Source organism: Streptomyces sp. TLI_55 (assembly GCF_900206255.1).
GTDB classification, from domain to species: domain Bacteria; phylum Actinomycetota; class Actinomycetes; order Streptomycetales; family Streptomycetaceae; genus Streptomyces; species Streptomyces aquilus.
The window spans coordinates 3,652,796-3,679,689 of sequence record NZ_OAOJ01000001.1 but is presented as its reverse complement, the minus strand read 5'-3'; the positions used below and the strand labels follow the sequence as shown (position 1 = coordinate 3,679,689).

Here is a 26,894-nt window from a genome sequence, read left to right as displayed (position 1 = left end):
CGACAAGCTGACACCACGACGAGCCGCCGACGACCAGCCGAGGAGCAGCCGAACCGATGGACCTCGACGTCTTCGTCTCCGCCCACAGGGCGGAGTGGGACCGCCTGGACGCCCTGCTCCGCCGTCAGCGCAGACTCACCGGCGCCGAGGCCGACGAACTCGTCACTCTCTATCAACGTACGGCGACCCATCTCTCGCTGATCCAGTCCAGCGCCCCCGATCCCCAGCTGACGGGGCGACTCAGCCAACTCGTGGCACGCGCGCGTGGCGCGGTGACAGGAACCCGCCGCGCCTCCTGGCGCGACGTGACCCGCTTCCTGACGTACGGCTTCCCGGCGGCGGTGTACCGGGCGCGCCACTGGTGGGTCCCCACCGCGCTCATCTCCACGGCGGTGTCGATCCTCCTGGGCTGGTGGATAGGCACCCATCCCGAGGTGCAGTCCGCCATCGCGGCCCCCAGCGAACTGCGCGAGCTCACTCGCCCCGGCGGCCAGTACGAGACGTACTACTCAAGTCATCCGGCGGCCTCTTTCGCCGCCCAGGTCTGGACGAACAACGCCTGGGCCGCCGCCCAGTGCCTGATCCTGGGCATCTTCCTCGGGCTCCCGGTCCTCTGGATCCTCTTCCAGAACATGCTCAACCTCGGAGTCGGCTTCGGCCTGATGTCCTCCGCCGGCCGCCTCGACACCTTCCTGGGCCTCGTCCTGCCTCATGGCCTTCTCGAACTGACCGCGGTCTTCGTCGCCGCGGGCACGGGCCTGCGCCTCGGATGGACGGTCATCGACCCCGGCCCCCGTACCCGGCGAGCCGCCCTCGCGGAGGAAGGCCGCGCCGCGATCGGAATGGCGATCGGCCTCGCGCTGATCCTCTTCGTCTCCGGCGCGATCGAAGGCTTTGTCACCCCCTCCGGCCTGCCCACATGGGCCCGTATCACCATCGGGATCGCCGCCGAGGTCGCCTTTCTCGCCTACGTCTATGTGCTGGGCGGCCGCGCGGCCCGCACCGGCGAAACGGGCGACGTCGAGGCCGCTGAGCGCAGCGCCGCCGTGCCCATGGCCGCCTGATGTGCGAGTGGGGCTGCTGAGCTGCTAGTCTCCTCTTCGCCCCACAGGAGCCGTTGACACGGAGCTTGCGGGGAGGTAGATTCGAACAGTTGCCTGGAACTGGGTATAGTCCGGTCGGCGACAGTGAGTATCTGTCTGCTTCTCGAAAACGTCGTTTTCGAAGAGGCCCCTCCCGATGATTTCGGAAATGAGCAGCCGGTCAGACCGGCGCGAAACTTCTGATAAAGTCGGAACCGCCGGAAAGGGAAACGCGAAAGCGGAAACCTGGAAAGCACCGAGGAAATCAGAACCGGAAACGATCTGATAGAGTCGGAAACGCAAGACCGAAGGGAAAAGCCCGGAGGAAAGCCTGAGAGAGTCTCTCGGGTGAGTACAAAGGAAGCGTCCGTTCCTTGAGAACTCAACAGCGTGCCAAAAATCAACGCCAGATTAGTTGATACCCCGTCTCCAGCCGATCGGTTGGGGCGAGGTTCCTTTGAAACAACACAGCGAGGACGCTGTGAACTGCCGGATTATTCCTCCGGTGGTTCCGCTCTCGTGGTGTTCATCCCGATTACGGGAAAACATTCACGGAGAGTTTGATCCTGGCTCAGGACGAACGCTGGCGGCGTGCTTAACACATGCAAGTCGAACGATGAACCACTTCGGTGGGGATTAGTGGCGAACGGGTGAGTAACACGTGGGCAATCTGCCCTTCACTCTGGGACAAGCCCTGGAAACGGGGTCTAATACCGGATAGCACTTCCACTCGCATGGGTGGGGGTTGAAAGCTCCGGCGGTGAAGGATGAGCCCGCGGCCTATCAGCTTGTTGGTGAGGTAACGGCTCACCAAGGCGACGACGGGTAGCCGGCCTGAGAGGGCGACCGGCCACACTGGGACTGAGACACGGCCCAGACTCCTACGGGAGGCAGCAGTGGGGAATATTGCACAATGGGCGAAAGCCTGATGCAGCGACGCCGCGTGAGGGATGACGGCCTTCGGGTTGTAAACCTCTTTCAGCAGGGAAGAAGCGAAAGTGACGGTACCTGCAGAAGAAGCGCCGGCTAACTACGTGCCAGCAGCCGCGGTAATACGTAGGGCGCAAGCGTTGTCCGGAATTATTGGGCGTAAAGAGCTCGTAGGCGGCTTGTCACGTCGGGTGTGAAAGCCCGGGGCTTAACCCCGGGTCTGCATTCGATACGGGCTAGCTAGAGTGTGGTAGGGGAGATCGGAATTCCTGGTGTAGCGGTGAAATGCGCAGATATCAGGAGGAACACCGGTGGCGAAGGCGGATCTCTGGGCCATTACTGACGCTGAGGAGCGAAAGCGTGGGGAGCGAACAGGATTAGATACCCTGGTAGTCCACGCCGTAAACGGTGGGAACTAGGTGTTGGCGACATTCCACGTCGTCGGTGCCGCAGCTAACGCATTAAGTTCCCCGCCTGGGGAGTACGGCCGCAAGGCTAAAACTCAAAGGAATTGACGGGGGCCCGCACAAGCAGCGGAGCATGTGGCTTAATTCGACGCAACGCGAAGAACCTTACCAAGGCTTGACATACACCGGAAACGGCCAGAGATGGTCGCCCCCTTGTGGTCGGTGTACAGGTGGTGCATGGCTGTCGTCAGCTCGTGTCGTGAGATGTTGGGTTAAGTCCCGCAACGAGCGCAACCCTTGTCCTGTGTTGCCAGCATGCCCTTCGGGGTGATGGGGACTCACAGGAGACCGCCGGGGTCAACTCGGAGGAAGGTGGGGACGACGTCAAGTCATCATGCCCCTTATGTCTTGGGCTGCACACGTGCTACAATGGCAGGTACAATGAGCTGCGAAACCGTGAGGTGGAGCGAATCTCAAAAAGCCTGTCTCAGTTCGGATTGGGGTCTGCAACTCGACCCCATGAAGTCGGAGTTGCTAGTAATCGCAGATCAGCATTGCTGCGGTGAATACGTTCCCGGGCCTTGTACACACCGCCCGTCACGTCACGAAAGTCGGTAACACCCGAAGCCGGTGGCCCAACCCCTTGTGGGAGGGAGCTGTCGAAGGTGGGACCAGCGATTGGGACGAAGTCGTAACAAGGTAGCCGTACCGGAAGGTGCGGCTGGATCACCTCCTTTCTAAGGAGCACTTCTAGGCAGCCGCAAGGTTGTCCAGAGGCCAGTACATCGGCGAATGTCCGATGCTGGTTGCTCATGGGTGGAACGTTGATTATTCGGCACTTTCAGTCATCTCGGGCTGCCAGTACTGCTCTTCGGAGCGTGGAACGCTGATCATGAGTGGCGAGGGTGTCGGGCACGCTGTTGGGTGTCTGAAGTAGCGGCCGTATGGCTGTACTTCGATGCCGGCCCCAGTGAACTCGCCGAGTGTGGCGGGGTGATGGGTGGCTGGTCGTTGTTTGAGAACTGCACAGTGGACGCGAGCATCTGTGGCCAAGTTTTTAAGGGCGCACGGTGGATGCCTTGGCACCAGGAACCGATGAAGGACGTGGGAGGCCACGATAGTCCCCGGGGAGTCGTCAACCAGGCTTTGATCCGGGGGTTTCCGAATGGGGAAACCCGGCAGTCGTCATGGGCTGTCACCCATACCTGAACACATAGGGTATGTGGAGGGAACGCGGGGAAGTGAAACATCTCAGTACCCGCAGGAAGAGAAAACAACCGTGATTCCGGGAGTAGTGGCGAGCGAAACCGGATGAGGCCAAACCGTATGCGTGTGAGACCCGGCAGGGGTTGCGTATACGGGGTTGTGGGATCTCTCTTCCACGGTCTGCCGGCCGTGGGACGAGTCAGAAACCGTTGATGTAGGCGAAGGACATGCGAAAGGTCCGGCGTAGAGGGTAAGACCCCCGTAGTCGAAACGTCAGCGGCTCGTTTGAGAGACACCCAAGTAGCACGGGGCCCGAGAAATCCCGTGTGAATCTGGCGGGACCACCCGCTAAGCCTAAATATTCCCTGGTGACCGATAGCGGATAGTACCGTGAGGGAATGGTGAAAAGTACCGCGGGAGCGGAGTGAAATAGTACCTGAAACCGTGTGCCTACAAGCCGTGGGAGCGTCGGAACACAGCTTGCTGTGTTCTCGTGACTGCGTGCCTTTTGAAGAATGAGCCTGCGAGTTTGCGGTGTGTTGCGAGGTTAACCCGTGTGGGGAAGCCGTAGCGAAAGCGAGTCCGAATAGGGCGGTATAGTAGCGCGCTCAAGACCCGAAGCGGAGTGATCTAGCCATGGGCAGGTTGAAGCGGAGGTAAGACTTCGTGGAGGACCGAACCCACCAGGGTTGAAAACCTGGGGGATGACCTGTGGTTAGGGGTGAAAGGCCAATCAAACTCCGTGATAGCTGGTTCTCCCCGAAATGCATTTAGGTGCAGCGTCGTGTGTTTCTTGCCGGAGGTAGAGCACTGGATAGGCGATGGGCCCTACCGGGTTACTGACCTTAGCCAAACTCCGAATGCCGGTAAGTGAGAGCGCGGCAGTGAGACTGTGGGGGATAAGCTCCATGGTCGAGAGGGAAACAGCCCAGAGCATCGACTAAGGCCCCTAAGCGTACGCTAAGTGGGAAAGGATGTGGAGTCGCACAGACAACCAGGAGGTTGGCTTAGAAGCAGCCACCCTTGAAAGAGTGCGTAATAGCTCACTGGTCTAGTGATTCCGCGCCGACAATGTAGCGGGGCTCAAGCGTACCGCCGAAGTCGTGTCATTGCAGCAATAGCCCCAACGGGTGCTGTGATGGGTAGGGGAGCGTCGTCTGCCGGGTGAAGCAGCCGCGGAAGCGAGTTGTGGACGGTTGACGAGTGAGAATGCAGGCATGAGTAGCGATTCACACGTGAGAAACGTGTGCGCCGATTGACTAAGGGTTCCTGGGTCAAGCTGATCTGCCCAGGGTAAGTCGGGACCTAAGGCGAGGCCGACAGGCGTAGTCGATGGATAACCGGTTGATATTCCGGTACCCGCTGTGAAGCGTCAAACATCGAATCCAGTGATGCTAAGGCCGTGAAGCCGCCCTGGAGCCTTCGGGCGAAGGGGAGTGGTGGAGCCGCTGACCCGATCTGGTAGTAGGTGAGTGATGGGGTGACGCAGGAAGGTAGTCCATCCCGGGCGGTGGTTGTCCCGGGGTAAGGGTGTAGGCCGAGTGGTAGGCAAATCCGCCGCTCATTAAGGCTGAGACCTGATGCCGAGCCGATTGTGGTGAAGTGGATGATCCTATGCTGTCGAGAAAAGCCTCTAGCGAGTTTCATGGCGGCCCGTACCCTAAACCGACTCAGGTGGTCAGGTAGAGAATACCGAGGCGTTCGGGTGAACTATGGTTAAGGAACTCGGCAAAATGCCCCCGTAACTTCGGGAGAAGGGGGGCCATCACCGGTGATGACATTTACTGTCTGAGCTGGGGGTGGCCGCAGAGACCAGCGAGAAGCGACTGTTTACTAAAAACACAGGTCCGTGCGAAGCCGTAAGGCGATGTATACGGACTGACGCCTGCCCGGTGCTGGAACGTTAAGGGGACCGGTTAGTGACCTTTCGGGGTTGCGAAGCTGAGAACTTAAGCGCCAGTAAACGGCGGTGGTAACTATAACCATCCTAAGGTAGCGAAATTCCTTGTCGGGTAAGTTCCGACCTGCACGAATGGCGTAACGACTTCTCGACTGTCTCAACCATAGGCCCGGTGAAATTGCACTACGAGTAAAGATGCTCGTTTCGCGCAGCAGGACGGAAAGACCCCGGGACCTTTACTACAGTTTGATATTGGTGTTCGGTTCGGCTTGTGTAGGATAGCTGGGAGACTGTGAAGCTCGGACGCCAGTTCGGGTGGAGTCGTCGTTGAAATACCAGTCTGGTCGTGCTGGATGTCTAACCTGGGTCCGTGATCCGGATCAGGGACAGTGTCTGATGGGTAGTTTAACTGGGGCGGTTGCCTCCTAAAGAGTAACGGAGGCGCCCAAAGGTTCCCTCAGCCTGGTTGGCAATCAGGTGTTGAGTGTAAGTGCACAAGGGAGCTTGACTGTGAGACCGACGGGTCGAGCAGGGACGAAAGTCGGGACTAGTGATCCGGCGGTGGCTTGTGGAAGCGCCGTCGCTCAACGGATAAAAGGTACCCCGGGGATAACAGGCTGATCTTCCCCAAGAGTCCATATCGACGGGATGGTTTGGCACCTCGATGTCGGCTCGTCGCATCCTGGGGCTGGAGTCGGTCCCAAGGGTTGGGCTGTTCGCCCATTAAAGCGGTACGCGAGCTGGGTTTAGAACGTCGTGAGACAGTTCGGTCCCTATCCGCTGCGCGCGCAGGAATATTGAGAAGGGCTGTCCCTAGTACGAGAGGACCGGGACGGACGAACCTCTGGTGTGCCAGTTGTTCTGCCAAGGGCATGGCTGGTTGGCTACGTTCGGGAGGGATAACCGCTGAAAGCATCTAAGCGGGAAGCCTGCTTCGAGATGAGTATTCCCACCCACTTGATGGGGTAAGGCTCCCAGTAGACGACTGGGTTGATAGGCCGGATCTGGAAGCACGGTAACGTGTGGAGGTGACCGGTACTAATAGGCCGAGGGCTTGTCCTCAGTTGCTCGCGTCCACTGTGTTGGTTCTGAAACCACGAACAGCCCCATGTCTGGTCACGGCATGGTGCGGCATTGTTTGACAGTTTCATAGTGTTTCGGTGGTCATAGCGTGAGGGAAACGCCCGGTTACATTCCGAACCCGGAAGCTAAGCCTTACAGCGCCGATGGTACTGCAGGGGGGACCCTGTGGGAGAGTAGGACGCCGCCGAACAAAATTTAGAAAAGGCCCACGCCATTAGGCGTGGGCCTTTTTGTATTTCTGGGGGCTTAGAGCCCCCTTCTTATTACAGGCGGCCTGCCGCCTTGAGAGCCAGGTATGCGTCCGCGAGTGCGGGCGCCAGATCATCGGGTGTTGCGTCGACGACGGTCACGCCGTGTCGGCGGAGTTGGTCTGCGGTGCGATGACGTTCGCTCTGTGCCTGCGCGGCTGCCGCGGCCTCGTAGACGGCGTCGGTGTTTCCGCGAGATGCCGCCATGCGGGAGACGTGGGGGTCGGCTGCCGATGCCAGGAGAACCGTATGGCGTTGGGTGAGTTGGGAGAGGACGGGGAGCAGGCCCTCTTCGACCGGGGCTGCGTCGAGGGTGGTCAGGAGCACGATCAGGGAGCGGCGCGGGGCCGTCCTGAGTGCAGTGGCCGTAAGACCGCGTGCGTCTGTTTCGAGCAGTTCCGGTTCGAGCGTGGCCATCGCGTTGACCAGGGACGGGAGGACGTCCTTCGCGGTGCGGCCCTGGACCAGGGCGCGGACGCGGCGGTCGTAGGCGAGGAGGTCGACGCGGTCGCCGGCTCGGGAAGCGAGTGCTGCGAGGAGCAGGGACGCGTCCATGGAGGCGTCGAGGCGTGGGGCGTCGCCCACGCGGCCTGCGGAGGTGCGGCCGGTGTCGAGGACGATGAGGATGTGGCGGTCGCGTTCGGGGCGCCAGGTGCGTACGGCGAGCGAGGACTGGCGGGCTGTGGCGCGCCAGTCGATGGAGCGGGTGTCGTCGCCGGGGACGTACTCGCGCAGGCTGTCGAATTCTGTGCCTTCGCCGCGGGTGAGGACGCTGGTGCGGCCGTCGAGTTCGCGGAGGCGGGCGAGTTTGGACGGGAGGTGCTTGCGGCTGGTGAAGGGGGGCAGGACGCGTACCGTCCAGGGGACCTTGTGGGTGCCCTGGCGGGAGAAGAGGCCCAGTGGGCCGTAGGAACGGATCGTCACTCGGTCTGCTTGGCGGTCGCCTCGGCGGGTGGGGCGCAGGCGGGTGGTGACGCGGCGGCGTTCGCTCGGGGGGACGGTGAGGCGGTGGCGGGAGGCTTCGACCTCGGTGCCTGGGAGCCAGCTGCTGGGGGGCCAGGCGTCGCGCAGGTGGGCGCGGAGGGGGCGGTTCGACGGGTTGGTGACCGTGAGGGTCACGTCGGCCGGCTCGCCCAGGCGTACGGAGGTGTCGCCGGAGCGGGTCAGGCCCAGGCGTCGTACGGGGGCGGCGAGGGCGAAGTCGCAGGCGCAGGCCACCGCCAGGGGGGTGTTGACGGCGAGGAGGCCGGTCCAGCCGGGGTCCCAGATGCCGACGGGGATCGAGCCCAGGGCCGCGAGGAGCGCGGTGCGTCCGGTGAGTGCCATCAGCGGGGGACGGGGACGTGGGCGAGGATCGCGTGGATGACGGAGTCGGCTGTCACGCCTTCCATCTCGGCCTCCGGGCGCAGTTGTACGCGGTGGCGGAGGGTGGGGAGGGCGAGGGCCTTCACGTCGTCCGGGATGACGTAGTCGCGGCCGGTGAGCCAGGCCCACGCGCGTGAGGTCGTGAGGAGGGCGGTGGCGCCGCGAGGGGAGACGCCGAGGGTGAGGGAGGGGGATTCGCGGGTGGCGCGGCAGATGTCGACGACGTAGGCCGTGATCTCGGGGGAGATCGTTGTCTTGGCCACGGCCGCGCGGGCCGCTTCGAGGTCTGCCGGGCCCGCTACCGGGCGTAGGCCGGCGGCTTGCAGGTCGCGGGGGTTGAAGCCTTCGGCATGGCGGGTGAGGACGTCGATCTCGTCCTGGCGGGAGGGGAGGGGGATCGTGAGCTTGAGGAGGAAACGGTCCAGCTGGGCTTCGGGGAGGGGGTATGTGCCCTCGTACTCGACCGGGTTCTGGGTCGCCGCCACCAGGAACGGGTCGGGGAGCGGGCGGGGGGTGCCGTCGACCGTGACCTGGCGTTCCTCCATCGCTTCGAGGAGGGACGACTGGGTCTTGGGGGGCGTGCGGTTGATCTCGTCCGCGAGGAGGAGGTTGGTGAAGACCGGGCCGGGCTGGAAGGAGAACTCGGCGGTGCGGGTGTCGTAGACGAGGGAGCCCGTCACGTCGCTCGGCATGAGGTCGGGGGTGAACTGGACGCGCTTGGTGTCGAGTTCGAGTGCGGAGGCGAGGGCGCGGACGAGCAACGTTTTGGCGACTCCGGGGACTCCTTCAAGGAGAACGTGTCCGCGGCAGAGGAGGGCGACGACGAGGCCGGTGACGGCGGGGTCCTGGCCGACCACGGCTTTGGCGATCTCGGCGCGCAGGGCTTCCAGGGAGGCCCGGGCGGCGCTCGGGTCCCCGGGGTACCCGGCGTTGTCAGTGGTCGGGGCCATCATGGACGGCGTACCTCTCTTTCGAGGGCGTCGAGTTGGTCGGCGAGGGAGACGAGGGCGGCGTCGTCGCTGGGCGGCGGGCCGAAGAGGAGGGCGTGCAGGGTCTGTCCGTCGCCGCGGAGGTGGGCGGACAGGGCGGGGAGCAGGGCCTCGGGCGCGTGCGCCTGGGTGACGGGGATGCCTACGAGGGGGGCGAGGCGGGTGCGGGTGGTGGAGCGAAGAGCGGTGGCCGCGCGGTCACGGGCGTTGGCCTTGCGGTAGAGGCGGGCGCGGCCTTCGACGGTCTCGGAGGCGCGGATCGCCACGGGGAGTTTCTCGGGCACCAGGGGGCCGAGTCGGCGTGCCCGCCACAGGGCGGCGAGGGCTGCGGCGAGGAAGAGCTGCAGGGTGCCCCACTTCCAGCCCGAGGGAAGCAGGTCGAAGAAGCCGCGTTCGTCGTCCGCGTCTGCGGCCGACGTGTCGGAGAGCGAGGGGAGGTACCAGACCAGATGGGGGCGGGAGCCGAGGAGTTGGAGGGCGAGGGAGGCGTTGCCCTGCTCGTCGAGGCGGTCGTTGTAGAGGATGTCGGGCGCGCCGAGGACGACGGTGTCGCCGCCTCCGGTCGCCGGGACGCGCAGCAGGGTGGCCAGGCGTTCGCTGGGGTAGCAGGCGTCGGCTTCGAGGTGGGTGGTGCTGTAGCGGATGCCGCCGGTGTCGGCGGCGCCGGCGCGTCGGGCGGCGGGCAGGGCGCAGTCCGGTTCGAGGGTCGAGCTGATGCTGGTGGCGGGGTCCGCGGTGACGTCGGGAGCGAGCCGGCTGACGGACCAGCTGCCGGGGGCGACGAGGACGGTTCGGCCGCCGGAGGCGGCGGTCGACGAGTGCAGCAGGGTCTGTTGACGGTGCGTCAGCAGATCGGGGACCGCGACCAGGAGGGTGGTGTCCGGGCCGGCGGCGGCGCGCGCCTCGTCCAGCGTGGTGACCACGCGCGTGGACACCCCTCGGTCGGCGAGGAGTTCGGCGACGGCGCGGCTGCCGCTGTAGTCGACGGAGCGCGGGTCGAGGGTGCCGTGACGGGCGTCGGAGCGGATCACGGCGATGGCGACGGCCGCGGCCACGAGGAGGACGGCGGCGAGTGCGATGCCTCGCGAGCGGGTCCAGACCTGGCGTGCGGTGGGCGAGACCGAGGTGGGCGGGAGCGTGGCCTCGGTGGTCATTCGGCGGCTCCCTGGCGGGTGTTGTGGGCCGCGCTGGGGATGCTGCTCGTGAGCTGGGGCTTGGTGCGTTCGAGGTCGCGGTCGAGTTCGGTGAGGCGTCGGTACGACTGCTCGCTCGCCCTGCGGCCGCCGTATGTGACGTCGTCGAAGTCCCCGGCGGCGGCGCGCAGTCGGTCGGTGTGGGACGGCAGGGCGCGGCCCGCTTCCGCGGCGGCCTCGTCGGCGGTGCGGCCGGGGCGGACGTCGAGGAGGGCACGCTCCTCCAGGGCGCGGACGATGGCGCGCATGCGTTCCTGGACGGCTTGGTTCCAGTGGCCCTGGGCGGCGTGTGCCTCGGCGGCCGCGCGGTGTTCGGCGGCGCTGCGGGGGCGGTCGTCGAACAGGGTGGCGGCGGAGGCGGGTTCGCGGCGCGGGGTGCCCAGGCGCCACCACAGGGCGCCCAGGACCGCGAGGACGGCCAGGACGATGACGATCAGACCGAGCGTTCCTCCGGGGGTCGCAGTCGCGGCCGTGTCGAACAGCTCGCCGACCCACTTCCAGAAGGCGTTGAGGGCGCGCTGGAACCAACTGGGGTCGTTCTCGTGGTACATGCGCTTGGACAGCTCGCGTCGAGCCGCCTCTCGCGCGGGGTCACGCGGGACGGTCACCGGTGGTTCGTCGCCGGAGCGCGCCGACGACAGCAGGACGGTGTCGCCGACGCGCACGGCCGTGCGGGACAGCAGCGGTACCGATGTGAGAACTCCCCCCGTCAGGCTCACCGCATCAGCCTCCGGCGGCGGGGCCGGGTGTGCCGGAGCCGTAGTCCTGGACGCCGGCCGCGCGGGCCAGTTCGAGGTCGAGGGCCTCGCGGCGGATGCGCTGGTCGATGTAGAGGAGCACCGTGACGCCGGCCGTGATCGGGAAGGTGATCATGGCGCCGATCACCGAGCCGATCCCGCTGACGACGAGGAACGTCCAGCCGAGGTCGCCGCCGCTGTTGAGGAACCCGGTGAAGCCGTCGCCGCTGAGGGCGGCGGCGAGGAAGGTGAAGGGGATGACGACGATCGACGCGACGACGTTGGCGATGATCGTGGCGAGCAGCTGAATGCCGAAGACGCGCCACCAGGAGCCGCGGACCAGCTTCGCGGACCGGCTCAGCGACTTGACGATGCCCTGCTTCTCCAGCATCAGCGCGGGCGAGGCGAGGGAGAAGCGGATCATCAGCCACAGGGCGACGACGCCGGCGCCGAGGCCGCCGAGGACCGCGAGGGCGGCTCCTGCGTCACCCGATCCGGCGATGGCCACGAGGATGCCGGGCAGGGTGCCGCCCGCGACGACGCCGAAGGCGATGAGCATCAGCAGGAAGATCAGGCCGAACAGCTTGGCCACCTGCGGGCGGGCGTCGCGCCAGGCTTCGCCGGTGGTCACCGACTTGCCGAGGACCGCGCGGCTGGTGACGGTCGTGAGCAGGGCGGTCGCGGCGACCGTGCCGACCAGCGAGATCAGGAAGACGACACCGGAGCTGAGCATGGCGTCGCCCATGGCTCGGGTGAGTTCGTCGAGGGTGGCGCTGGGGTCGTCGAGGGCTTCGGTGCTGGTGTCGTTGAAGACCAGGCCTTCGAGGAGGATGACGAGGATCTGCGTGACGACCGCGACGGTCAGCGAGATGCCCAGGACCGTGCGCCAGTAGGTGCGCATGGTGGAGACCGCGCCGTCGAGGATCTCGCCGACGCCGAGAGGGCGCAGCGGGATCACGCCGGGCTTGGCCGCGGGCGGCGGACCGCCCCAGCCGCTGCCCCAGCCGCCGCCGGGGCCGCCGTAACCGCCGTATCCGCCGGGGCCGTTGGGGCCGGACGGAGGGCGGTTGCCCCAGCCCGGGCCGGGCGGTGGGGGTGGCGGGGTCTGGCCGGGGGCCGGGGGGCCGGTCGGGGCGGACCACTGCGCGGGGGGCGGCTGCTCCTTGGACCACTTCGAGCCCTGCGGGTCCTGGCCCGGCTGCTGCGCGGGGTCGGGGCGGTCCGCCGGGTCGGCAGGGCCGGAGGCACCGGGCTCCTGCCCGTCGGACGGGGCAGATCCGGGCGAGGCCCAGCCCGGAGTGTCTTTCATCGTCGCTCCTTCACGGTGCCCGTCCGCGGTCGCGGCGGCAGGTTGGCAGCCATCGTGCCATGGGGTGGTCACCGGGGGACCGGCCGCGGTATCGGCTGCACACCTTCAATTGTCCGCCGGATACGGGGCAGACTGATCGCATGGCTGATCAGTACGCGCAATCCGGCGAGGACAACCGGCCGACCGAGATACCGGCGATCCGCTGGGAGGAGCCACCAGAGGGGCCCGTGCTGGTCCTGTTGGACCAGACGAGGCTGCCGGCAGAGGAGGTCGAACTGGTCTGTACGGATGCGCCGGCGCTGGTGGAGGCGATCCGGTCGCTCGCCGTGCGCGGGGCGCCGCTGCTCGGGATCGCGGGCGCCTACGGTGTCGCGCTCGCGGCCGCGCGCGGCTTCGACGTGGACGACGCCGCGAACGCGCTCGCGGGTGCCCGGCCCACCGCGGTGAATCTGGCGGTCGGCGTGCGCCGGGCGCAGGCCGCGTTCCGGGCCGGGCTCGCCAGGAGCGGGGACGCCGGGGAGGCCGCGGTGGCGGCGCTGGTCGCGGCGCGGGCGCTGCACCGGGAGGACGCCGAGGCCAGTGCGCGGATGGCGGAGCGCGGGCTGGCACTGCTGGACGAGCTGTTGCCCGGTGGCGGGCACCGGATTCTCACGCACTGCAACACCGGTTCGCTGGTGTCGGGCGGTGAGGGGACGGCGTTCGCGGTGGCGCTGGCCGCGCAGCGGGCGGGGCGGCTCAGGCGGCTGTGGGTGGACGAGACACGTCCGCTGTTGCAGGGCGCCCGGCTGACGGCGTACGAGGCGGCGCGCACCGGGATGGCGTACACGCTGCTCACCGACAACGCGGCGGGCTCGCTGTTCGCGGCGGGGGAGGTGGACGCGGTGCTGATCGGGGCGGACCGGATCGCGGCCGACGGGTCGGTGGCGAACAAGGTGGGGAGCTATCCGCTGGCGGTGCTGGCGCGGTACCACCATGTGCCGTTCATCGTGGTGGCGCCGCTGACGACGGTGGATCCGGAGACGCCGGACGGGGCGGCCATCGAGGTGGAGCAGCGACCCGGGTTCGAGGTGACCGAGGTCGCGGTGCCGCAGGCGCCGGTGACGGGCGCGGGCGGCGGGGTGCCGGTGGCGCCGCTGGGGACGCAGGCGTACAACCCGGCGTTCGATGTGACGCCGCCCGAGCTGGTGACGGCGATCGTCACGGAGGAGGGCACGGTGTCGCCGGTGACGGCCGAGGCGCTGGCGGAGCTGTACGGGAGGGCGCGGCGGGTGACGATCGGCTGAGAGAGGCCGAGTTTCCGCTTCGGTGGGGGCGGGGGTTTTCAGCATGAGGGGGAGGCGCGTGGCGGAGCGGGGCTGGGACGACGACAGTGAGTACCGGCGGGCGGTGGGCCGGGCCTGGGGCATGGTGGCGCTCGCCTCGTGCTGCTCGCTGCTGGTGGTGGCGCTCGTCGTCCTCGCCGTGCTCGGTGCGGGTGTGTTCGTGTTCCTCGTGGAGGCTCTCGGCGGGTAGCCGGGCGATCACTCGCAGCGTGGGCAGACAGTGACCGGCCGGTACGACTAAGGTCACTGGTCGGTGACCTGCCTCACCTCTGCCTTCGCCAATGTTACGAGAATGGGATGATGTCGTTTATGAAGGGACGAGTCCTTGTCGTCGACGACGACACCGCACTGGCCGAGATGCTCGGCATTGTGCTGCGCGGTGAAGGTTTTGAGCCGTCTTTCGTAGCCGACGGCGACAAGGCGCTGGCCGCGTTCCGGGAGAGCAAACCCGATCTGGTGCTGCTGGACCTGATGCTGCCCGGGCGGGACGGTATCGAGGTGTGCCGGCTGATCAGGGCCGAGTCGGGTGTGCCGATCGTGATGCTGACGGCCAAGAGCGACACCGTGGACGTGGTGGTCGGGCTGGAGTCCGGCGCCGACGACTACATCGTGAAGCCGTTCAAGCCGAAGGAGCTGGTCGCCCGGATCCGGGCGCGGCTGCGGAGGTCGGAGGAGCCGGCGCCGGAGCAGCTCGCCATCGGTGACCTGGTCATCGACGTGGCCGGGCACTCGGTGAAGCGGGACGGGCAGTCGATCGCGCTGACGCCGCTGGAGTTCGACCTGCTGGTCGCGCTGGCGCGCAAGCCGTGGCAGGTGTTCACGCGCGAGGTGCTGCTCGAGCAGGTGTGGGGATACCGGCACGCCGCCGACACCCGGCTCGTGAATGTGCACGTGCAGCGGCTTCGCTCCAAGGTCGAGAAGGACCCGGAGCGGCCGGAGATCGTGGTGACCGTCCGTGGTGTGGGATACAAGGCAGGACCCAGCTGACATGTCCGGAGACAGTGCCGCTTCGTCGCCCGGGCGGACCGGGGCGAGTGCGGGGCGGCCTGTCGGCGGCAAGGCGGGCGGCTCCCGCTGGGGGCGCTTCTTCGAGGGCGGGCTGCTCCAGGGCGGCGTCCAGGGCAGCCCGGTCCTGCGGTTGTTCATGCGCTGGGTACGGCGGCCGCTGCTGCCCGTCATGCGGCTGTGGCGGCGCAACATCCAGCTCAGGGTCGTCGCCACGACCCTGCTGATGTCGCTCGGTGTCGTCCTGCTGCTCGGATTCGTCGTCATCGGCCAGGTGCGCAACGGCCTGCTGGACGCCAAGGTGAAGGCCTCGCAGAGCCAGGCCACCGGCGGTTTCGCGTCGGCCAAGCAGAAGGCCGACACGGCGTTCACCGCGAACGGGGACGACGGCGCGGACGACCGCGCCAACCAGAACGTCAGCTCCTGGATGGGCGACCTGGTGGAGTCGCTCTCCAGCGGCGGCCAGGGCGCCTTCGACGTCGTCACGCTGCCCGCGGCCGGTGACGACAGCGGCGGCCGCGGACCGCGCGCCTCCGGCGAGGTCGACCCCACCGCCAGCGTCCCCGAGGACCTGCGGGAACGCGTCGACAGCGACAGCAGCCTGGCGGCCCAGAAATACACCCGCATCCAGTACACCAACGGCGACGAGTCGCAGCCGGCGCTGATCATCGGCAAGCAGGTCGACGACCCGAACGACGACCCGTACCAGCTCTACTACCTCTTCCCGCTCACGCAGGAGGAGAAATCGCTCAGCCTGGTCAAGGGGACGCTCGCGACCGCCGGGCTCTTCGTCGTCGTCCTCCTCGGGGCTGTCGCATGGCTCGTGGTGCGGCAGGTCGTCACGCCGGTGCGGATGGCGGCCGGGATCGCCGAGCGGCTCTCCGCGGGGCGCCTGCAAGAACGTATGAAGGTCACCGGTGAGGACGACATCGCCCGCCTCGGCGAGGCCTTCAACAAGATGGCGCAGAACCTTCAGCTGAAGATCCAGCAGCTGGAGGACCTGTCGCGGATGCAGCGGCGGTTCGTCTCCGACGTGTCGCACGAGCTGCGGACGCCGCTGACCACCGTACGGATGGCCGCGGACGTCATCCATGACGCGCGCGAGGACTTCGATCCGGTGACCGCGCGGTCGGCGGAGCTGCTCGCCGACCAGCTGGACCGGTTCGAGTCGCTGCTCGCCGACCTGCTGGAGATCAGCCGGTTCGACGCGGGCGCGGCGGCGCTGGAGGCGGAGCCGATCGATCTGCGGGTGGTCGTGCAGCGGGTCGTCAGCGGTGCGGCGCCGCTCGCCGAGCGCAAGGGCACGCGGATACAGGTGCGGGGTGATCAGCAGCCCGTGGTCGCCGAGGCCGACGCGCGCCGTGTGGAGCGGGTGCTGCGCAACCTCGTCGTCAACGCCGTCGAGCACGGCGAGGGCAAGGACGTCGTCGTCAAGCTCGCCTCGGCGGGCGGGGCGGTCGCGGTCGCGGTGCGCGACTACGGGGTCGGGCTGAAGCCCGGCGAGGCCACGCGCGTGTTCAGCCGCTTCTGGCGGGCCGACCCGGCACGCGCGCGTACCACCGGTGGTACGGGTCTGGGGCTGTCCATCGCCCTTGAGGACGCGCGGCTGCACGGCGGCTGGCTGCAGGCCTGGGGTGAACCCGGCGGCGGCTCGCAGTTCCGGCTGACGCTGCCGCGGACCGCGGACGAGCCGCTCAGGGGCTCGCCGATACCGCTGGAACCCAAGGACTCACGTCGTAACCGTGGACTTAATGACGCCGGACTGCCGCGCGGAGCGGGCGACGGGGAGAAGCGCGCCACCGTACCGGTGCAGCCGGCGGGCGAACAGGCGCCCGCGCGGGCGCCGCTCGCGCCCCGGCTGAACGCCGCGCCCCCCACCGCCGACCCCACCGCGCTGCCGGGCAACGGCGCGCGCGTGGTGCCGCGGCCCACCGGGGGCGCACGCCCGGCGGACGACGATGTGACAGACGCGCCCTCGCAGGACGCGTCGGCACCCGAGGCACCAGCTCCCGACGCCCGGAACGCCGGGTCGGAGGACCGCAGCAAGCAAGGGGGGGCCAGCCGTGGGCGCTGACCGTGTGGGGGGCGGCCGGCGGCGGAAGCCGGTGCGCACGGTGGCGTACGGCGTCTGTGGCGCCGTACTGCTCGCGGGGTGCGCCTCGATGCCGGACAGCGGGGATCTGCGCGACGTGGAGTCCACGCCCCGGCAGGACACACAGGTGCGGGTCTTCGCGCTGCCGCCCCGGGAGAACGCCGGGGCCAGGGAGATCGTGGACGGCTTCCTCGAGGCGCTGACCAGCGACGATCCCCATTTCGAGACGGCGAAGAAATATCTGACCGGCGATGCCGCCAAGGCCTGGAAGCCCGAGGCGTCGCTGACCGTGCTGGAAGAGGGGCCCGGGGCGACTCCGGAGGGCGTGAACGGCCGGGACACGCAGTCCGAGTCCTCGTTCCGGCTGTACGGCGACAAGATCGCCACCGTGGACGGGCAGCAGACGTACGCGCCCGCCGCGGGCACCTACGACAAGCCGCTGCACCTCATCCGGGAGAAGAAGAGCCATCAGTGGCGCATCGACGCGCCGCCGCCCGGTGTCGTGATGGGCAAGTCGGACTTCCTGCGCAACTACACGTCGGTCAACAAGTACTACTTCGCCTCGAACACGCCGTCCGCCACGGGCGGGCAGCCGGTGGCCGTCGCCGACCCCGTGTACGTCCGCAAGAAGGTCGACGCGATGACGCAGACGGTACGGCTGCTGCTCGCGGGTCCCTCGCGCTGGCTCGACCCGGTCGTCAGGTCGAGCTTCCCCACGGGGACGAGGCTGAACCTGCGCAAGGGCGTCACCTCGCTGACGCCCGACGAGCAGAACCGGCTGACGGTGCCGCTGAACGCCAGGGCCGACCGGGTCGGTGCGGGCAGGTGCCAGGAGATGGCCGCGCAACTCCTGTTCACGCTGCGGGATCTGACCCCCGCGGCCGTGGACGAGGTCGCCCTCCAGGGCTCCGACGGCACACAGCTGTGCACGGCCACGGCGAGCGACGCCGAGAACGCCGTCGTGCACGGGGTGGGCAAGAACGAGTACCAGTACTTCCTCGACGGCAAGCACCGGCTCGTGCGGCTGCCGAGCGAGAGCAGCACTCCGGACGTGGCGCCGGTGCCCGGTGCGCTGGGCGAGGGGGCCAAGGAACTGCGGTCGGCCGCGGTGTCGCGGGACGAGCGGAAGGCGGCCGGGGTCACGTTCGACGGCAGTGAGCTGTACGTCGGGTCGCTGGTGTCGGGCGCCTCGCTCGGCGATCCGGTGCTGCACAGCGACGGCAAGACGCTGAAGGACCGTCTCACCACGCCCAGCTGGGACGGCGACGGCAACCTGTGGGTGGCGGACCGTGATCCCGACCGGCCCCGGCTGCTGTTCCTGAAGGACGGCGCGGGCGAGCCGATCGAGGTCTCGACTCCGGGGCTGGACGGGCGGATCGAGGCGGTGCGGCTGGCCGCCGACGGTGTGCGGATCGCGCTCATCGTGGAGAAGGACGGCAAGAAGTCCCTCTCCATCGGGCGCGTCGAACGGGACGACAAGACGGACGAGGGTGCTGTCTCCGTGGTCGAACTGCGTTCCGTCACACCGCAGTTGGAGGAGGTCACCGCGATGTCCTGGGCGGGTGACAGCCGCCTGGTGCTGGTCGGGCGTGAGCGCGGTGGCGTGCAGCAGATGGCGTACGTCCAGGTCGACGGCTCCACTCCGGTGGGGTCGCCGCCTGCCGCGCTGACGGGGGTGAAGGCCCTCGCCGCGTCCGAGGAGGAGCAGCTGCCGCTGGTGGCGTACTCCGAGGAGGACGGCATCGTCCGGCTGTCGTCGGGGTCGAAGTGGCAGCAGGTGGTCAAGGACGGGACGGCGCCGGTTTATCCCGGGTAGTGGGGGAGGCGCCGGGTTCGGGTCGGGGCGGGGAGCGCTGAAGCATGCGTGACCTGACCCGGCCTGACGTGCCTGTGCGTGCCGTGGCGGCTTGTCCACAGGGAGTTGTCCACAGGGGTGGTCGGGCGGCTCGGGCGTTGGCACAGTGGTGGCCATGCGGGGGTGGTGGCGGGACCTCAAGGATCTGGTGCTGCCGGCCGAGTGCGGGGGCTGCGGGATGCCTCGCGCGGTGCTCTGCCCGGTGTGCCGTGCCGTCCTGAGCGGGAACGCACCGCGCCGGGTGCGACCGGTGCCGGAACCGGTGGGCTTGCCGGCGGTGCATGCGGCGGCGCCGTATGGCGACGAGGTGCGGGCGGTGCTGCTGGCCCACAAGGAACGTGGCGCGCTGGCGCTCGCGGGGCCGTTGGGGGCGGCTCTGGCGGGATCGGTCCGGGCGGGGCTGCGGGCGGCGCAGACGCGGGGGCAGGGGGCTTGGGAGGGGCCTGTAGACGGTTTGGTCGGGCGGCGGGATGGCGGGCGTCCGGCCGAGGTCGCGGTGGGGCGTGCGGTGGTGGTCCCTGGTGCGTCGGACGGGCGTCCAGGAAGCGTCGGCGGGGGCTCGGTGCGGCCTGGTGCGGGCCCGGGGGAGCGGGACCTCCTCGGTGTAGCGGCCAGGGCGGTCGGTGGTGCCGGGTATGGGGCTGCGGAAGGGGTCGTGCTGCTCGTGCCCGTTCCGTCCTCGCGTGCGGCCGTGGCGGCGCGTGGGCATGACCCGGCGCGGCGGATCGCGCTGGCCGCGGCTGCGGAGCTGCGGCGGGGCGGGGTGCCGGCGCGGGTCCTCTCGGTGCTGCGGCAGCGGCGCGGGGTGGCCGACCAGGCGGGGCTCAACTCTCGGGAGCGGCTGGACAATCTCGCCGGCGCGCTCTCGGTGGTTCCCGGCGGTGGGCGGCTGTTGCTCGGGGGTCCGGTCGTGCTGGTCGACGACGTGATGACGACGGGGGCGTCTCTTGCGGAGGCCGCGCGGGCCGTGCGGGCGGCGGCGGCTGAGCTGGGCGGTGAGGTGGCTGAGGGGTTCGGGGGGATGCGCGCGTATCGGGGAGAGGAGGTTGTGCGGGGCCGGGGTAAGGGGGTCGGTGGTTGTGGAAGTGGTGTGACTGCCGTGTACGAGGCTGTGGGCCGGGAAGGCAGAGGGGGAGGCTGCGGATCGGTGGGAGAGAGCGTGGGCGAGCAGGGCGGACGGGCGGGAACACGGGGCGCGGGGCTCGCTGGGGGCCGTGGTGACGTCGTCTGCGCGGCTGTGGTCGCTGCGTCGCCGGATGCATTCGAAATAAACCGGAACTGACTATGAACTTGCATCGTTGCAGGTAATGAGAGAACCAATTCACCTGAACGGAGGTACGCCGCAGTAGAGGGTGACGACATCCGTCCGGGCGAGATATGTTCGGTTGTGAGGAAAGGCCCAGGCCACACCTCTCATATCCGATTGCCGTGCTGTGGGTTTTTCACCATCACCCGTGCCGGTGGAGTGGAGATCTTGCCCGCGGGGGAGGAGGTGGAAGTCACCGAGTCCGAGGTTCCGGGACTCACCGGAGCCTGGTGCAAAAGGGAGATGCTCCGCCGTCGTAGCGGAGCGATCCGGGAACGGAGTTCTGCGTGGACATCGTCGTCAAGGGCCGCAAGACCGAGGTGCCCGAGCGGTTCCGCAAGCACGTGGCCGAGAAGCTGAAGCTGGAGAAGATCCAGAAGCTCGACGGCAAGGTGATCAGCCTCGACGTCGAGGTGTCCAAGGAGCCCAACCCCCGACAAGCCGACCGCTGTGACCGAGTGGAGATCACGCTCCGCTCCCGCGGTCCGGTGATCCGGGCGGAGGCGGCGGCAAGCGATCCGTACGCGGCGCTGGACCTGGCGGCGGAAAAGCTGGACGCCCGCCTGCGCAAGCAGCACGACAAGCGTTACTCGCGCCGCGGCGCGCGCCGGATCTCGGCAGCCGAGGTCGCCGACCACGTCCCGGGCGCGGCCACCCTCAACGGCAACGGCGTCCCCGTCCATGACGAAGAGCCGGACGGCATCCCCACCAAGAAGATCGGCTCGCTGGAAGTGAAGGGCGAAGGCCCCCTCGTCGTCCGCGAGAAGACCCACGTCGCCTCCCCGATGACCCTCGACCAGGCTCTGTACGAGATGGAGCTGGTCGGGCACGACTTCTATCTGTTCGTCGACTCCGAGACCAAGGAACCGAGTGTCGTCTACCGACGGCACGCCTACGACTACGGCGTCATCCACCTCAGCACGGACCCCATGGTCGCCCAGGCGCAGCCCCCCGCGGCCGGTGGCACGCTGGGTGGCTGACCGTCCGGCCTGACGGCTGAGCCGGTGCCCCTGGAGCGCGTGTGCGCCCCCAGGGGCACCGGTGTGCGACCACTTCGCGCCCCGCTCGGTCACCGCGGTGCCGTCCGGGCATGAAATCATGGCCGCACCGGCCCAACCGCTGGGCCGTTGCCTTGGGTTGGCGATGGCACAGGACCAGCCACAGCCTTCAGGGGGAGGAACGATGGCGGACAGCTTCGGACCGATGCAGGACGGAGATGCCGGCGACGGCGTCACCGACTTGGGCCCGGACACCGGCTCACCACGCAAGGAGCCGATCCGAGTCCTGGTCGTGGACGACCATGCCCTCTTTCGGCGCGGCCTGGAGATCGTGCTCGCGGCCGAGGAGGACATCCAGGTCGTGGGCGAGGCGGGCGACGGCGCCGAGGCCGTCGACAAGGCCGCCGACCTGCTGCCCGACATCGTCCTGATGGACGTACGGATGCCCAAGCGGGGCGGTATCGAGGCCTGCACCTCCATCAAGGAGGTGGCCCCCAGCGCGAAGATCATCATGTTGACGATCAGCGACGAGGAGGCCGACCTCTACGAGGCGATCAAGGCCGGCGCGACCGGTTATCTCCTCAAGGAGATCTCCACCGACGAGGTGGCCACCGCCATTCGCGCGGTCGCCGACGGACAGTCGCAGATCAGCCCGTCCATGGCGTCGAAGCTGCTCACCGAGTTCAAGTCGATGATCCAGCGGACGGACGAGCGGCGGCTCGTACCCGCGCCGCGGCTCACCGACCGTGAGCTGGAAGTCCTCAAACTCGTCGCCACCGGAATGAACAACCGGGATATCGCCAAGGAGTTGTTCATCTCCGAGAACACCGTGAAGAACCACGTGCGCAACATCCTGGAGAAGCTTCAGCTGCACTCCAGGATGGAGGCCGTCGTCTATGCGATGCGGGAGAAGATCCTAGAGATCCGCTAGCGCCTTGGTCAGGGGCGCGCGCAGTTCGGGCGCGTCCACCCGCTCCACGCGTACGTCCGTGCAGTCCACCCAGCTCGCCGCCTCGACCAGCGCCTGGGCGACCGCCGGGACCGCCTTCGGGCCGTCCAGCGTGACCTGCCGGGCCACCAGGGTGCGGCCCTCCCGCGCGGGGTCCACGCGGCCGACGAGACGGCCGCCGGCCAGGACCGGCATCGCGAAGTAGCCGTAGACCCGCTTCGGCTTGGGGACGTAGGCCTCCAGGCGGTGGGTGAAGCCGAAGATCCGCTCCGTGCGCGCCCGTTCCCAGATCAGGGAGTCGAACGGCGACAGCAGCGTCGTACGGTGGCGGCCGCGCGGCGGGGTCGCCAGGGCCTCCGGGTCGGCCCAGGCGGGCTTGCCCCAGCCCTCGACCGTCACCGGGACCAGGCCCGAGTCGGCGATCACCGCGTCGACCTGCTCGGCCTTGAGGCGGTGGTAGTCGGCGATGTCCGCGCGGGTGCCGACACCGAGGGACTGACCGGCGAGGCGGACCAGACGGCGCAGGCACTCGGCGTCGTCCAGCTCGTCATGGAGCAGCGCCTGCGGGACGGCACGCTCCGCGAGGTCGTACACCCGCTTCCAGCCACGGCGCTCCACACAGACGACCTCGCCGTACATGAGCGCGCGCTCGACGGCGACCTTGGTGCCCGACCAGTCCCACCACTCGCTGGTCTTCTTCGCGCCGCCGAGTTCCGTGGCCGTGAGGGGGCCTTCGGCGCGGAGCTGCTTGATGACCTGTTCGTAGGTGCCCTCGGGGAGGTCGTGGTGCCAGTGCGGGCGGTCGCGGTAGGCGCGGCGGCGGAACGCGAAGTGCGGCCACTCCTCGATGGGGAGGATGCAGGCCGCGTGGGACCAGTACTCGAAGGCGTGGGTCTCGGTCCAGTAGGCGTTCTCGACGGTCTTGCGGCCGACCGCTCCCAGGCGGGCGTACGGGATGAGCTCGTGGGAGCGGGCGAGGACCGAGATGGTGTCGAGCTGGACCGCGCCGAGGTGGCGCAGGACGCCGCGGACACCGGCCCGGCGGTCGGGGGTGCCGAGGAAGCCCTGGGCGCGCAGGGCGATGCGGCGGGCTTCGTCGGCGGTCAGTTCGGTCGAGGGACGCGGGCTCGTCATGAGGGGGACGATAGGCGGTGGCACTGACAACGGGGCCTGAGCTGCGCGATCACTACGAGAGCTCCACGCGCGCCGGCAGATACGGCGCCGTCGACGGCAGCCCCAGGTCCGACGGGAGCAGGGAACCCACCCAGCAGTCCCGGCGTACGCCCTGGTGCACGAGCCCGGAGCGCAGGACGCCCTCGACGGTGAAGCCGCAGCGTTCCGCCACCGCGCGCGAGGGGCGGTTGCCGACCTCCGCGCGCCACTCCACGCGGTCGATGGACAGCTGGGTGAAGGCCCAGCGGGACGCGGCGAGGACGGCCTCGGTGACGTAGCCGTTGCCGCGGTGCTCCTTCGTGCCCCAGAAGCCGACTTCGGCCGCGCTCATGGAGCGCATGGACAGCCCGAGCATGCCCACCAGCTCCTCCCCTTCGGGGAGGAAGAGACCCCACGTGAACATGGAGCCGTTCGCCCAGCCGTCGGGGACGAGTTGGGCCGTGAAGCTCTCGGCGTGCTCGCGCAGATAGGGCGAGGGGATGGTGGTCCAGCGCTGGATGTCGGGATCCTGGGCGGCCGCGTACACGGTGTCGGTGTCCGGTGGGCCGACCGTGCGCATCACAAGGCGGCCGGTGCTGAGCGTGACGGGTTCCATCGGCCGATTCTGCTCGGGGATTCACGACAAGCGCCATCTTTTCGCGGTGTGTGAGCGCGCGATCACCTTTCGCGCATTTCGTCGGCGGAACGCGGCACCATCCTCGCCCCCCGGCCGTTGTCCCCTTTGACGGAGATTTGAAGCAGTGGACGGTCGGCGTCCCCGGCAGGCTCCCGGCGTGGCCATGTCCTCGCTTACGATGGCCGTTGCTCAGTCAAGTCAAATGGAAACCGACCGTCCCAGGCCCGACCGGCAAGGAGACCAACCCCCGTGTCCGTCCTCTCGAAGATCATGCGTGCAGGCGAAGGCAAGATCCTGCGCAAGCTGCACCGCATCGCGGACCAGGTCAACTCCATCGAAGAGGACTTCGTCGACCTCTCCGACGCCGAGCTGCGAGCCCTGACCGATGAGTACAAGCAGCGCTACACCGACGGCGAGAGCCTGGACGACCTGCTGCCCGAGGCGTTCGCCACCGTGCGCGAGGCCGCCAAGCGCGTCCTCGGCCAGCGCCACTACGACGTGCAGATCATGGGCGGCGCCGCCCTCCACCTCGGCTATGTCGCCGAGATGAAGACCGGTGAGGGCAAGACCCTCGTCGGCACCCTGCCCGCTTATCTCAACGCGCTGTCCGGCAAGGGCGTTCACCTGATCACGGTCAACGACTACCTGGCCGAGCGCGACTCCGAGATGATGGGCCGCGTCCACAAGTTCCTGGGCCTGGAAGTCGGCTGCATCCTCGCCAACATGACGCCCGCCCAGCGCCGCGAGCAGTACGCCTGCGACATCACGTACGGCACGAACAACGAGTTCGGCTTCGACTACCTGCGCGACAACATGGCGTGGGCCAAGGACGAGCTCGTCCAGCGCGGCCACAACTTCGCCATCGTCGACGAGGTCGACTCCATCCTGGTCGACGAGGCCCGTACGCCGCTGATCATCTCCGGCCCGGCCGACCAGGCCACCAAGTGGTACGGCGACTTCGCCAAGCTGGTCACCCGCCTGAAGAAGGGCGAGGCCGGCAACCCCCTCAAGGGCGTCGAGGAGACCGGCGACTACGAGGTCGACGAGAAGAAGCGCACCGTCGCCATCCACGAGGCCGGTGTCGCCAAGGTCGAGGACTGGCTGGGCATCGACAACCTCTACGAGTCGGTGAACACGCCTCTGGTGGGCTACCTGAACAACGCCATCAAGGCCAAGGAGCTCTTCAAGAAGGACAAGGACTACGTCGTCATGGACGGCGAAGTCATGATCGTCGACGAGCACACCGGCCGTATCCTCGCCGGCCGCCGCTACAACGAGGGCATGCACCAGGCGATCGAGGCGAAGGAAGGGGTGGACATCAAGGACGAGAACCAGACGCTCGCCACGATCACCCTGCAGAACTTCTTCCGCCTCTACAAGCGCCAGGACCACGACGGCAAGGAACAGCCCGGTCTGTGCGGCATGACCGGTACGGCGATGACCGAGGCCGCCGAGTTCCACCAGATCTACAAGCTCGGCGTCGTCCCGATCCCGACCAACAAGCCGATGATCCGCAAGGACCAGTCGGACCTGATCTACCGCACCGAGGTCGCGAAGTTCGAGGCGGTCGTCGACGACATCGTCGAGAAGCACGAGAAGGGCCAGCCGATCCTCGTCGGCACGACGTCGGTCGAGAAGTCCGAGTACCTCTCGCAGCAGCTCAGCAAGCGCGGCGTCCAGCACGAAGTGCTGAACGCCAAGCAGCACGACCGAGAGGCGATCATCGTCGCCCAGGCCGGCCGCAAGGGCGCCGTGACCGTGGCCACCAACATGGCCGGCCGTGGTACCGACATCAAGCTCGGCGGCAACCCCGAGGACCTCGCCGAGGCGGAGCTGCGGCAGCGCGGCCTCGACCCCGAGGAGCACATCGAGGAGTGGGCGCAGGCCCTGCCGGCCGCCCTGGAGCGTGCCGAGCTCGCCGTGAAGGCCGAGAAGGAAGAGGTCGAGGAGCTCGGCGGCCTCTACGTGCTGGGCACCGAGCGGCACGAGTCGCGTCGTATCGACAACCAGCTGCGCGGTCGTTCCGGCCGTCAGGGCGACCCGGGCGAGTCCCGCTTCTACCTGTCCCTCGGTGACGACCTGATGCGCCTGTTCAAGGCCCAGATGGTCGAGCGCGTGATGTCCATGGCCAACGTGCCGGACGACGTGCCGATCGAGAACAAGATGGTCACGCGCGCGATCGCGTCCGCCCAGTCGCAGGTCGAGCAGCAGAACTTCGAGACGCGCAAGAACGTCCTGAAGTACGACGAGGTCCTCAACCGCCAGCGCGAGGTCATCTACGGCGAGCGTCGCCGCGTCCTGGAGGGCGAGGACCTGCACGAGCAGATCCAGCACTTCATGGACGACACCATCGACGCGTACATCGCCGCCGAGACCGCCGAGGGCTTCGCGGAGGACTGGGACCTCGACCGGCTGTGGGGCGCCTTCAAGCAGCTCTACCCGGTGAAGATCACCATCGAGGAGCTGGAGGACGCGGCCGGCGACCGCGCGGGCCTGACCGCCGACTTCATCTCCGAGTCCATCAAGGACGACATCCACGAGCAGTACGAGGCCCGTGAGGCGCAGCTCGGCTCCGAGATCATGCGTGAGCTGGAGCGCCGGGTCGTGCTGTCGGTCCTGGACCGCAAGTGGCGCGAGCACCTCTACGAGATGGACTACCTCCAGGAGGGCATCGGCCTGCGCGCGATGGCGCAGAAGGACCCGCTGGTCGAGTACCAGCGCGAGGGCTTCGACATGTTCACCGCCATGATGGAGGGCATCAAGGAGGAGTCCGTCGGCTACCTGTTCAACCTGGAGGTCCAGGTCGAGCAGCAGGTCGAGGAGGTCCCCGTCGAGGACGAGAAGCCGTCCCTGGACAAGCAGGACGCGGTGCCGGCGCAGGCGGGCGCCCGCCCGGAGATCCGCGCCAAGGGCCTCGACGCCCCGCAGCGCCGGGATCTGCACTTCTCCGCGCCGACCGTGGACGGCGAGGGCGGTGTCGTCGAGGGCGAGTTCGCCGACGACGACGAGCCGGTGCGTTCCGAGGCGGACGGCCTCACGCGCGCGGAGCGGCGCAAGCAGTCGCGTGGTGGGCGTCGTCGCAAGAAGTGACGGAAGTGACGGTGTCTGCGACGCCGTAGCGGATTGAAG

The 26,894-nt window shown here is 68.1% G+C and carries 17 protein-coding genes and 3 rRNA genes; 13 read left to right on the top strand and 7 right to left on the bottom strand.

Going from position 1 to position 26,894, the window contains the following annotated elements:
• The first annotated feature begins 56 nt into the window (after positions 1–56).
• From CRP56_RS16945 to rrf, 4 genes are all read left to right on the top strand, one after another.
• A complete protein-coding gene (locus tag CRP56_RS16945; RefSeq protein WP_097264899.1) occupies positions 57–1,064 on the top strand; it encodes a stage II sporulation protein M in 1,008 nt (335 codons plus the stop codon).
• 566 nt (positions 1,065–1,630) lie between these two features.
• A 16S ribosomal RNA gene (locus CRP56_RS16935) occupies positions 1,631–3,156 on the top strand.
• Between the two features lie 310 nt (positions 3,157–3,466).
• Positions 3,467–6,587, top strand: a 23S ribosomal RNA gene (locus CRP56_RS16930).
• A 94-nt stretch (positions 6,588–6,681) separates the two neighbouring features.
• Positions 6,682–6,798: ribosomal RNA gene (rrf, locus tag CRP56_RS16925) — 5S ribosomal RNA — on the top strand.
• The 16S, 23S and 5S rRNA genes sit together here, the layout of an rRNA operon.
• A gap of 73 nt (positions 6,799–6,871) precedes the next feature.
• Here the strand turns inward: rrf and CRP56_RS16920 are convergent.
• The 5 genes from CRP56_RS16920 to CRP56_RS16900 are packed head-to-tail and all read right to left on the bottom strand — an operon-like array spanning position 6,872 to position 12,449.
• The gene (locus CRP56_RS16920; RefSeq protein ID WP_097264897.1) at positions 6,872–8,182 is read right to left on the bottom strand and encodes a DUF58 domain-containing protein; all 1,311 of its coding nucleotides are present in this window, start codon (positions 8,180–8,182) and stop codon (positions 6,872–6,874) included.
• A complete protein-coding gene (locus CRP56_RS16915) occupies positions 8,182–9,171 on the bottom strand; it encodes an AAA family ATPase (protein ID WP_373559758.1) in 990 nt (329 codons plus the stop codon). The genes CRP56_RS16920 and CRP56_RS16915 overlap by 1 nt, the downstream gene beginning before the upstream one ends.
• Positions 9,171–10,364, bottom strand: a complete 1,194-nt coding sequence (locus tag CRP56_RS16910) for a DUF4350 domain-containing protein (RefSeq protein WP_097264892.1) — start codon at positions 10,362–10,364, stop codon at positions 9,171–9,173. The genes CRP56_RS16915 and CRP56_RS16910 overlap by 1 nt, the downstream gene beginning before the upstream one ends.
• Positions 10,361–11,122, bottom strand: a complete 762-nt coding sequence (locus tag CRP56_RS16905; RefSeq protein WP_097264890.1) for a DUF4129 domain-containing protein — start codon at positions 11,120–11,122, stop codon at positions 10,361–10,363. Before CRP56_RS16905 ends, CRP56_RS16910 begins: the two co-directional genes overlap by 4 nt.
• Positions 11,123–11,126: 4 nt before the next feature.
• On the bottom strand, positions 11,127–12,449 hold the full coding sequence (locus CRP56_RS16900; protein ID WP_097264887.1) for a hypothetical protein: 1,323 nt from the start codon (positions 12,447–12,449) through the stop codon (positions 11,127–11,129).
• Between the two features lie 140 nt (positions 12,450–12,589).
• On the opposite strand from CRP56_RS16900, the gene mtnA reads away from it, so the two are divergent.
• The 8 genes from mtnA to CRP56_RS16860 all read left to right on the top strand — a co-directional run bounded on the left by mtnA (position 12,590) and on the right by CRP56_RS16860 (position 21,958).
• On the top strand, positions 12,590–13,732 hold the full coding sequence (gene mtnA / locus CRP56_RS16895) for an S-methyl-5-thioribose-1-phosphate isomerase (protein ID WP_097264885.1): 1,143 nt from the start codon (positions 12,590–12,592) through the stop codon (positions 13,730–13,732).
• 43 nt (positions 13,733–13,775) lie between these two features.
• The gene (locus tag CRP56_RS47590) at positions 13,776–13,961 is read left to right on the top strand and encodes a hypothetical protein (RefSeq protein WP_179851042.1); all 186 of its coding nucleotides are present in this window, start codon (positions 13,776–13,778) and stop codon (positions 13,959–13,961) included.
• Between the two features lie 107 nt (positions 13,962–14,068).
• Complete coding sequence (gene mtrA / locus CRP56_RS16890; RefSeq protein WP_187284748.1) at positions 14,069–14,758, top strand: two-component system response regulator MtrA; 690 nt, start codon at positions 14,069–14,071, stop codon at positions 14,756–14,758.
• 1 nt (position 14,759) lies between these two features.
• Complete coding sequence (gene mtrB, locus CRP56_RS16885) at positions 14,760–16,850, top strand: MtrAB system histidine kinase MtrB (RefSeq protein WP_097264883.1); 2,091 nt, start codon at positions 14,760–14,762, stop codon at positions 16,848–16,850.
• The gene (locus CRP56_RS16880; RefSeq protein WP_097264881.1) at positions 16,840–18,684 is read left to right on the top strand and encodes an LpqB family beta-propeller domain-containing protein; all 1,845 of its coding nucleotides are present in this window, start codon (positions 16,840–16,842) and stop codon (positions 18,682–18,684) included. The genes mtrB and CRP56_RS16880 overlap by 11 nt, the downstream gene beginning before the upstream one ends.
• Positions 18,685–18,838: 154 nt before the next feature.
• Positions 18,839–20,005 (top strand): ComF family protein, encoded by a 1,167-nt coding sequence (locus CRP56_RS48400; protein WP_097264878.1) that lies wholly within the window; start codon positions 18,839–18,841, stop codon positions 20,003–20,005.
• A 311-nt stretch (positions 20,006–20,316) separates the two neighbouring features.
• Positions 20,317–21,009, top strand: coding sequence for a ribosome hibernation-promoting factor, HPF/YfiA family (gene hpf, locus CRP56_RS16865; RefSeq protein ID WP_097264874.1), 693 nt, complete (start codon positions 20,317–20,319; stop codon positions 21,007–21,009).
• Between the two features lie 202 nt (positions 21,010–21,211).
• Positions 21,212–21,958, top strand: a complete 747-nt coding sequence (locus CRP56_RS16860; RefSeq protein WP_059192166.1) for a response regulator — start codon at positions 21,212–21,214, stop codon at positions 21,956–21,958.
• Here CRP56_RS16860 and CRP56_RS16855 read toward each other — a convergent pair.
• Positions 21,944–23,110 carry a winged helix-turn-helix domain-containing protein gene (locus CRP56_RS16855; protein WP_097264871.1) on the bottom strand — a complete coding sequence of 389 codons (1,167 nt, stop codon included), beginning with the start codon at positions 23,108–23,110 and terminating at the stop codon, positions 21,944–21,946. The two genes, CRP56_RS16860 and CRP56_RS16855, sit on opposite strands and share 15 nt — an antisense overlap.
• A 52-nt stretch (positions 23,111–23,162) precedes the next feature.
• Positions 23,163–23,744, bottom strand: coding sequence for a GNAT family N-acetyltransferase (locus tag CRP56_RS16850; protein WP_097264869.1), 582 nt, complete (start codon positions 23,742–23,744; stop codon positions 23,163–23,165).
• A 270-nt stretch (positions 23,745–24,014) separates the two neighbouring features.
• On the opposite strand from CRP56_RS16850, the gene secA reads away from it, so the two are divergent.
• On the top strand, positions 24,015–26,855 hold the full coding sequence (gene secA / locus CRP56_RS16845; protein WP_097264866.1) for a preprotein translocase subunit SecA: 2,841 nt from the start codon (positions 24,015–24,017) through the stop codon (positions 26,853–26,855).
• Positions 26,856–26,894 lie beyond the last annotated feature (39 nt).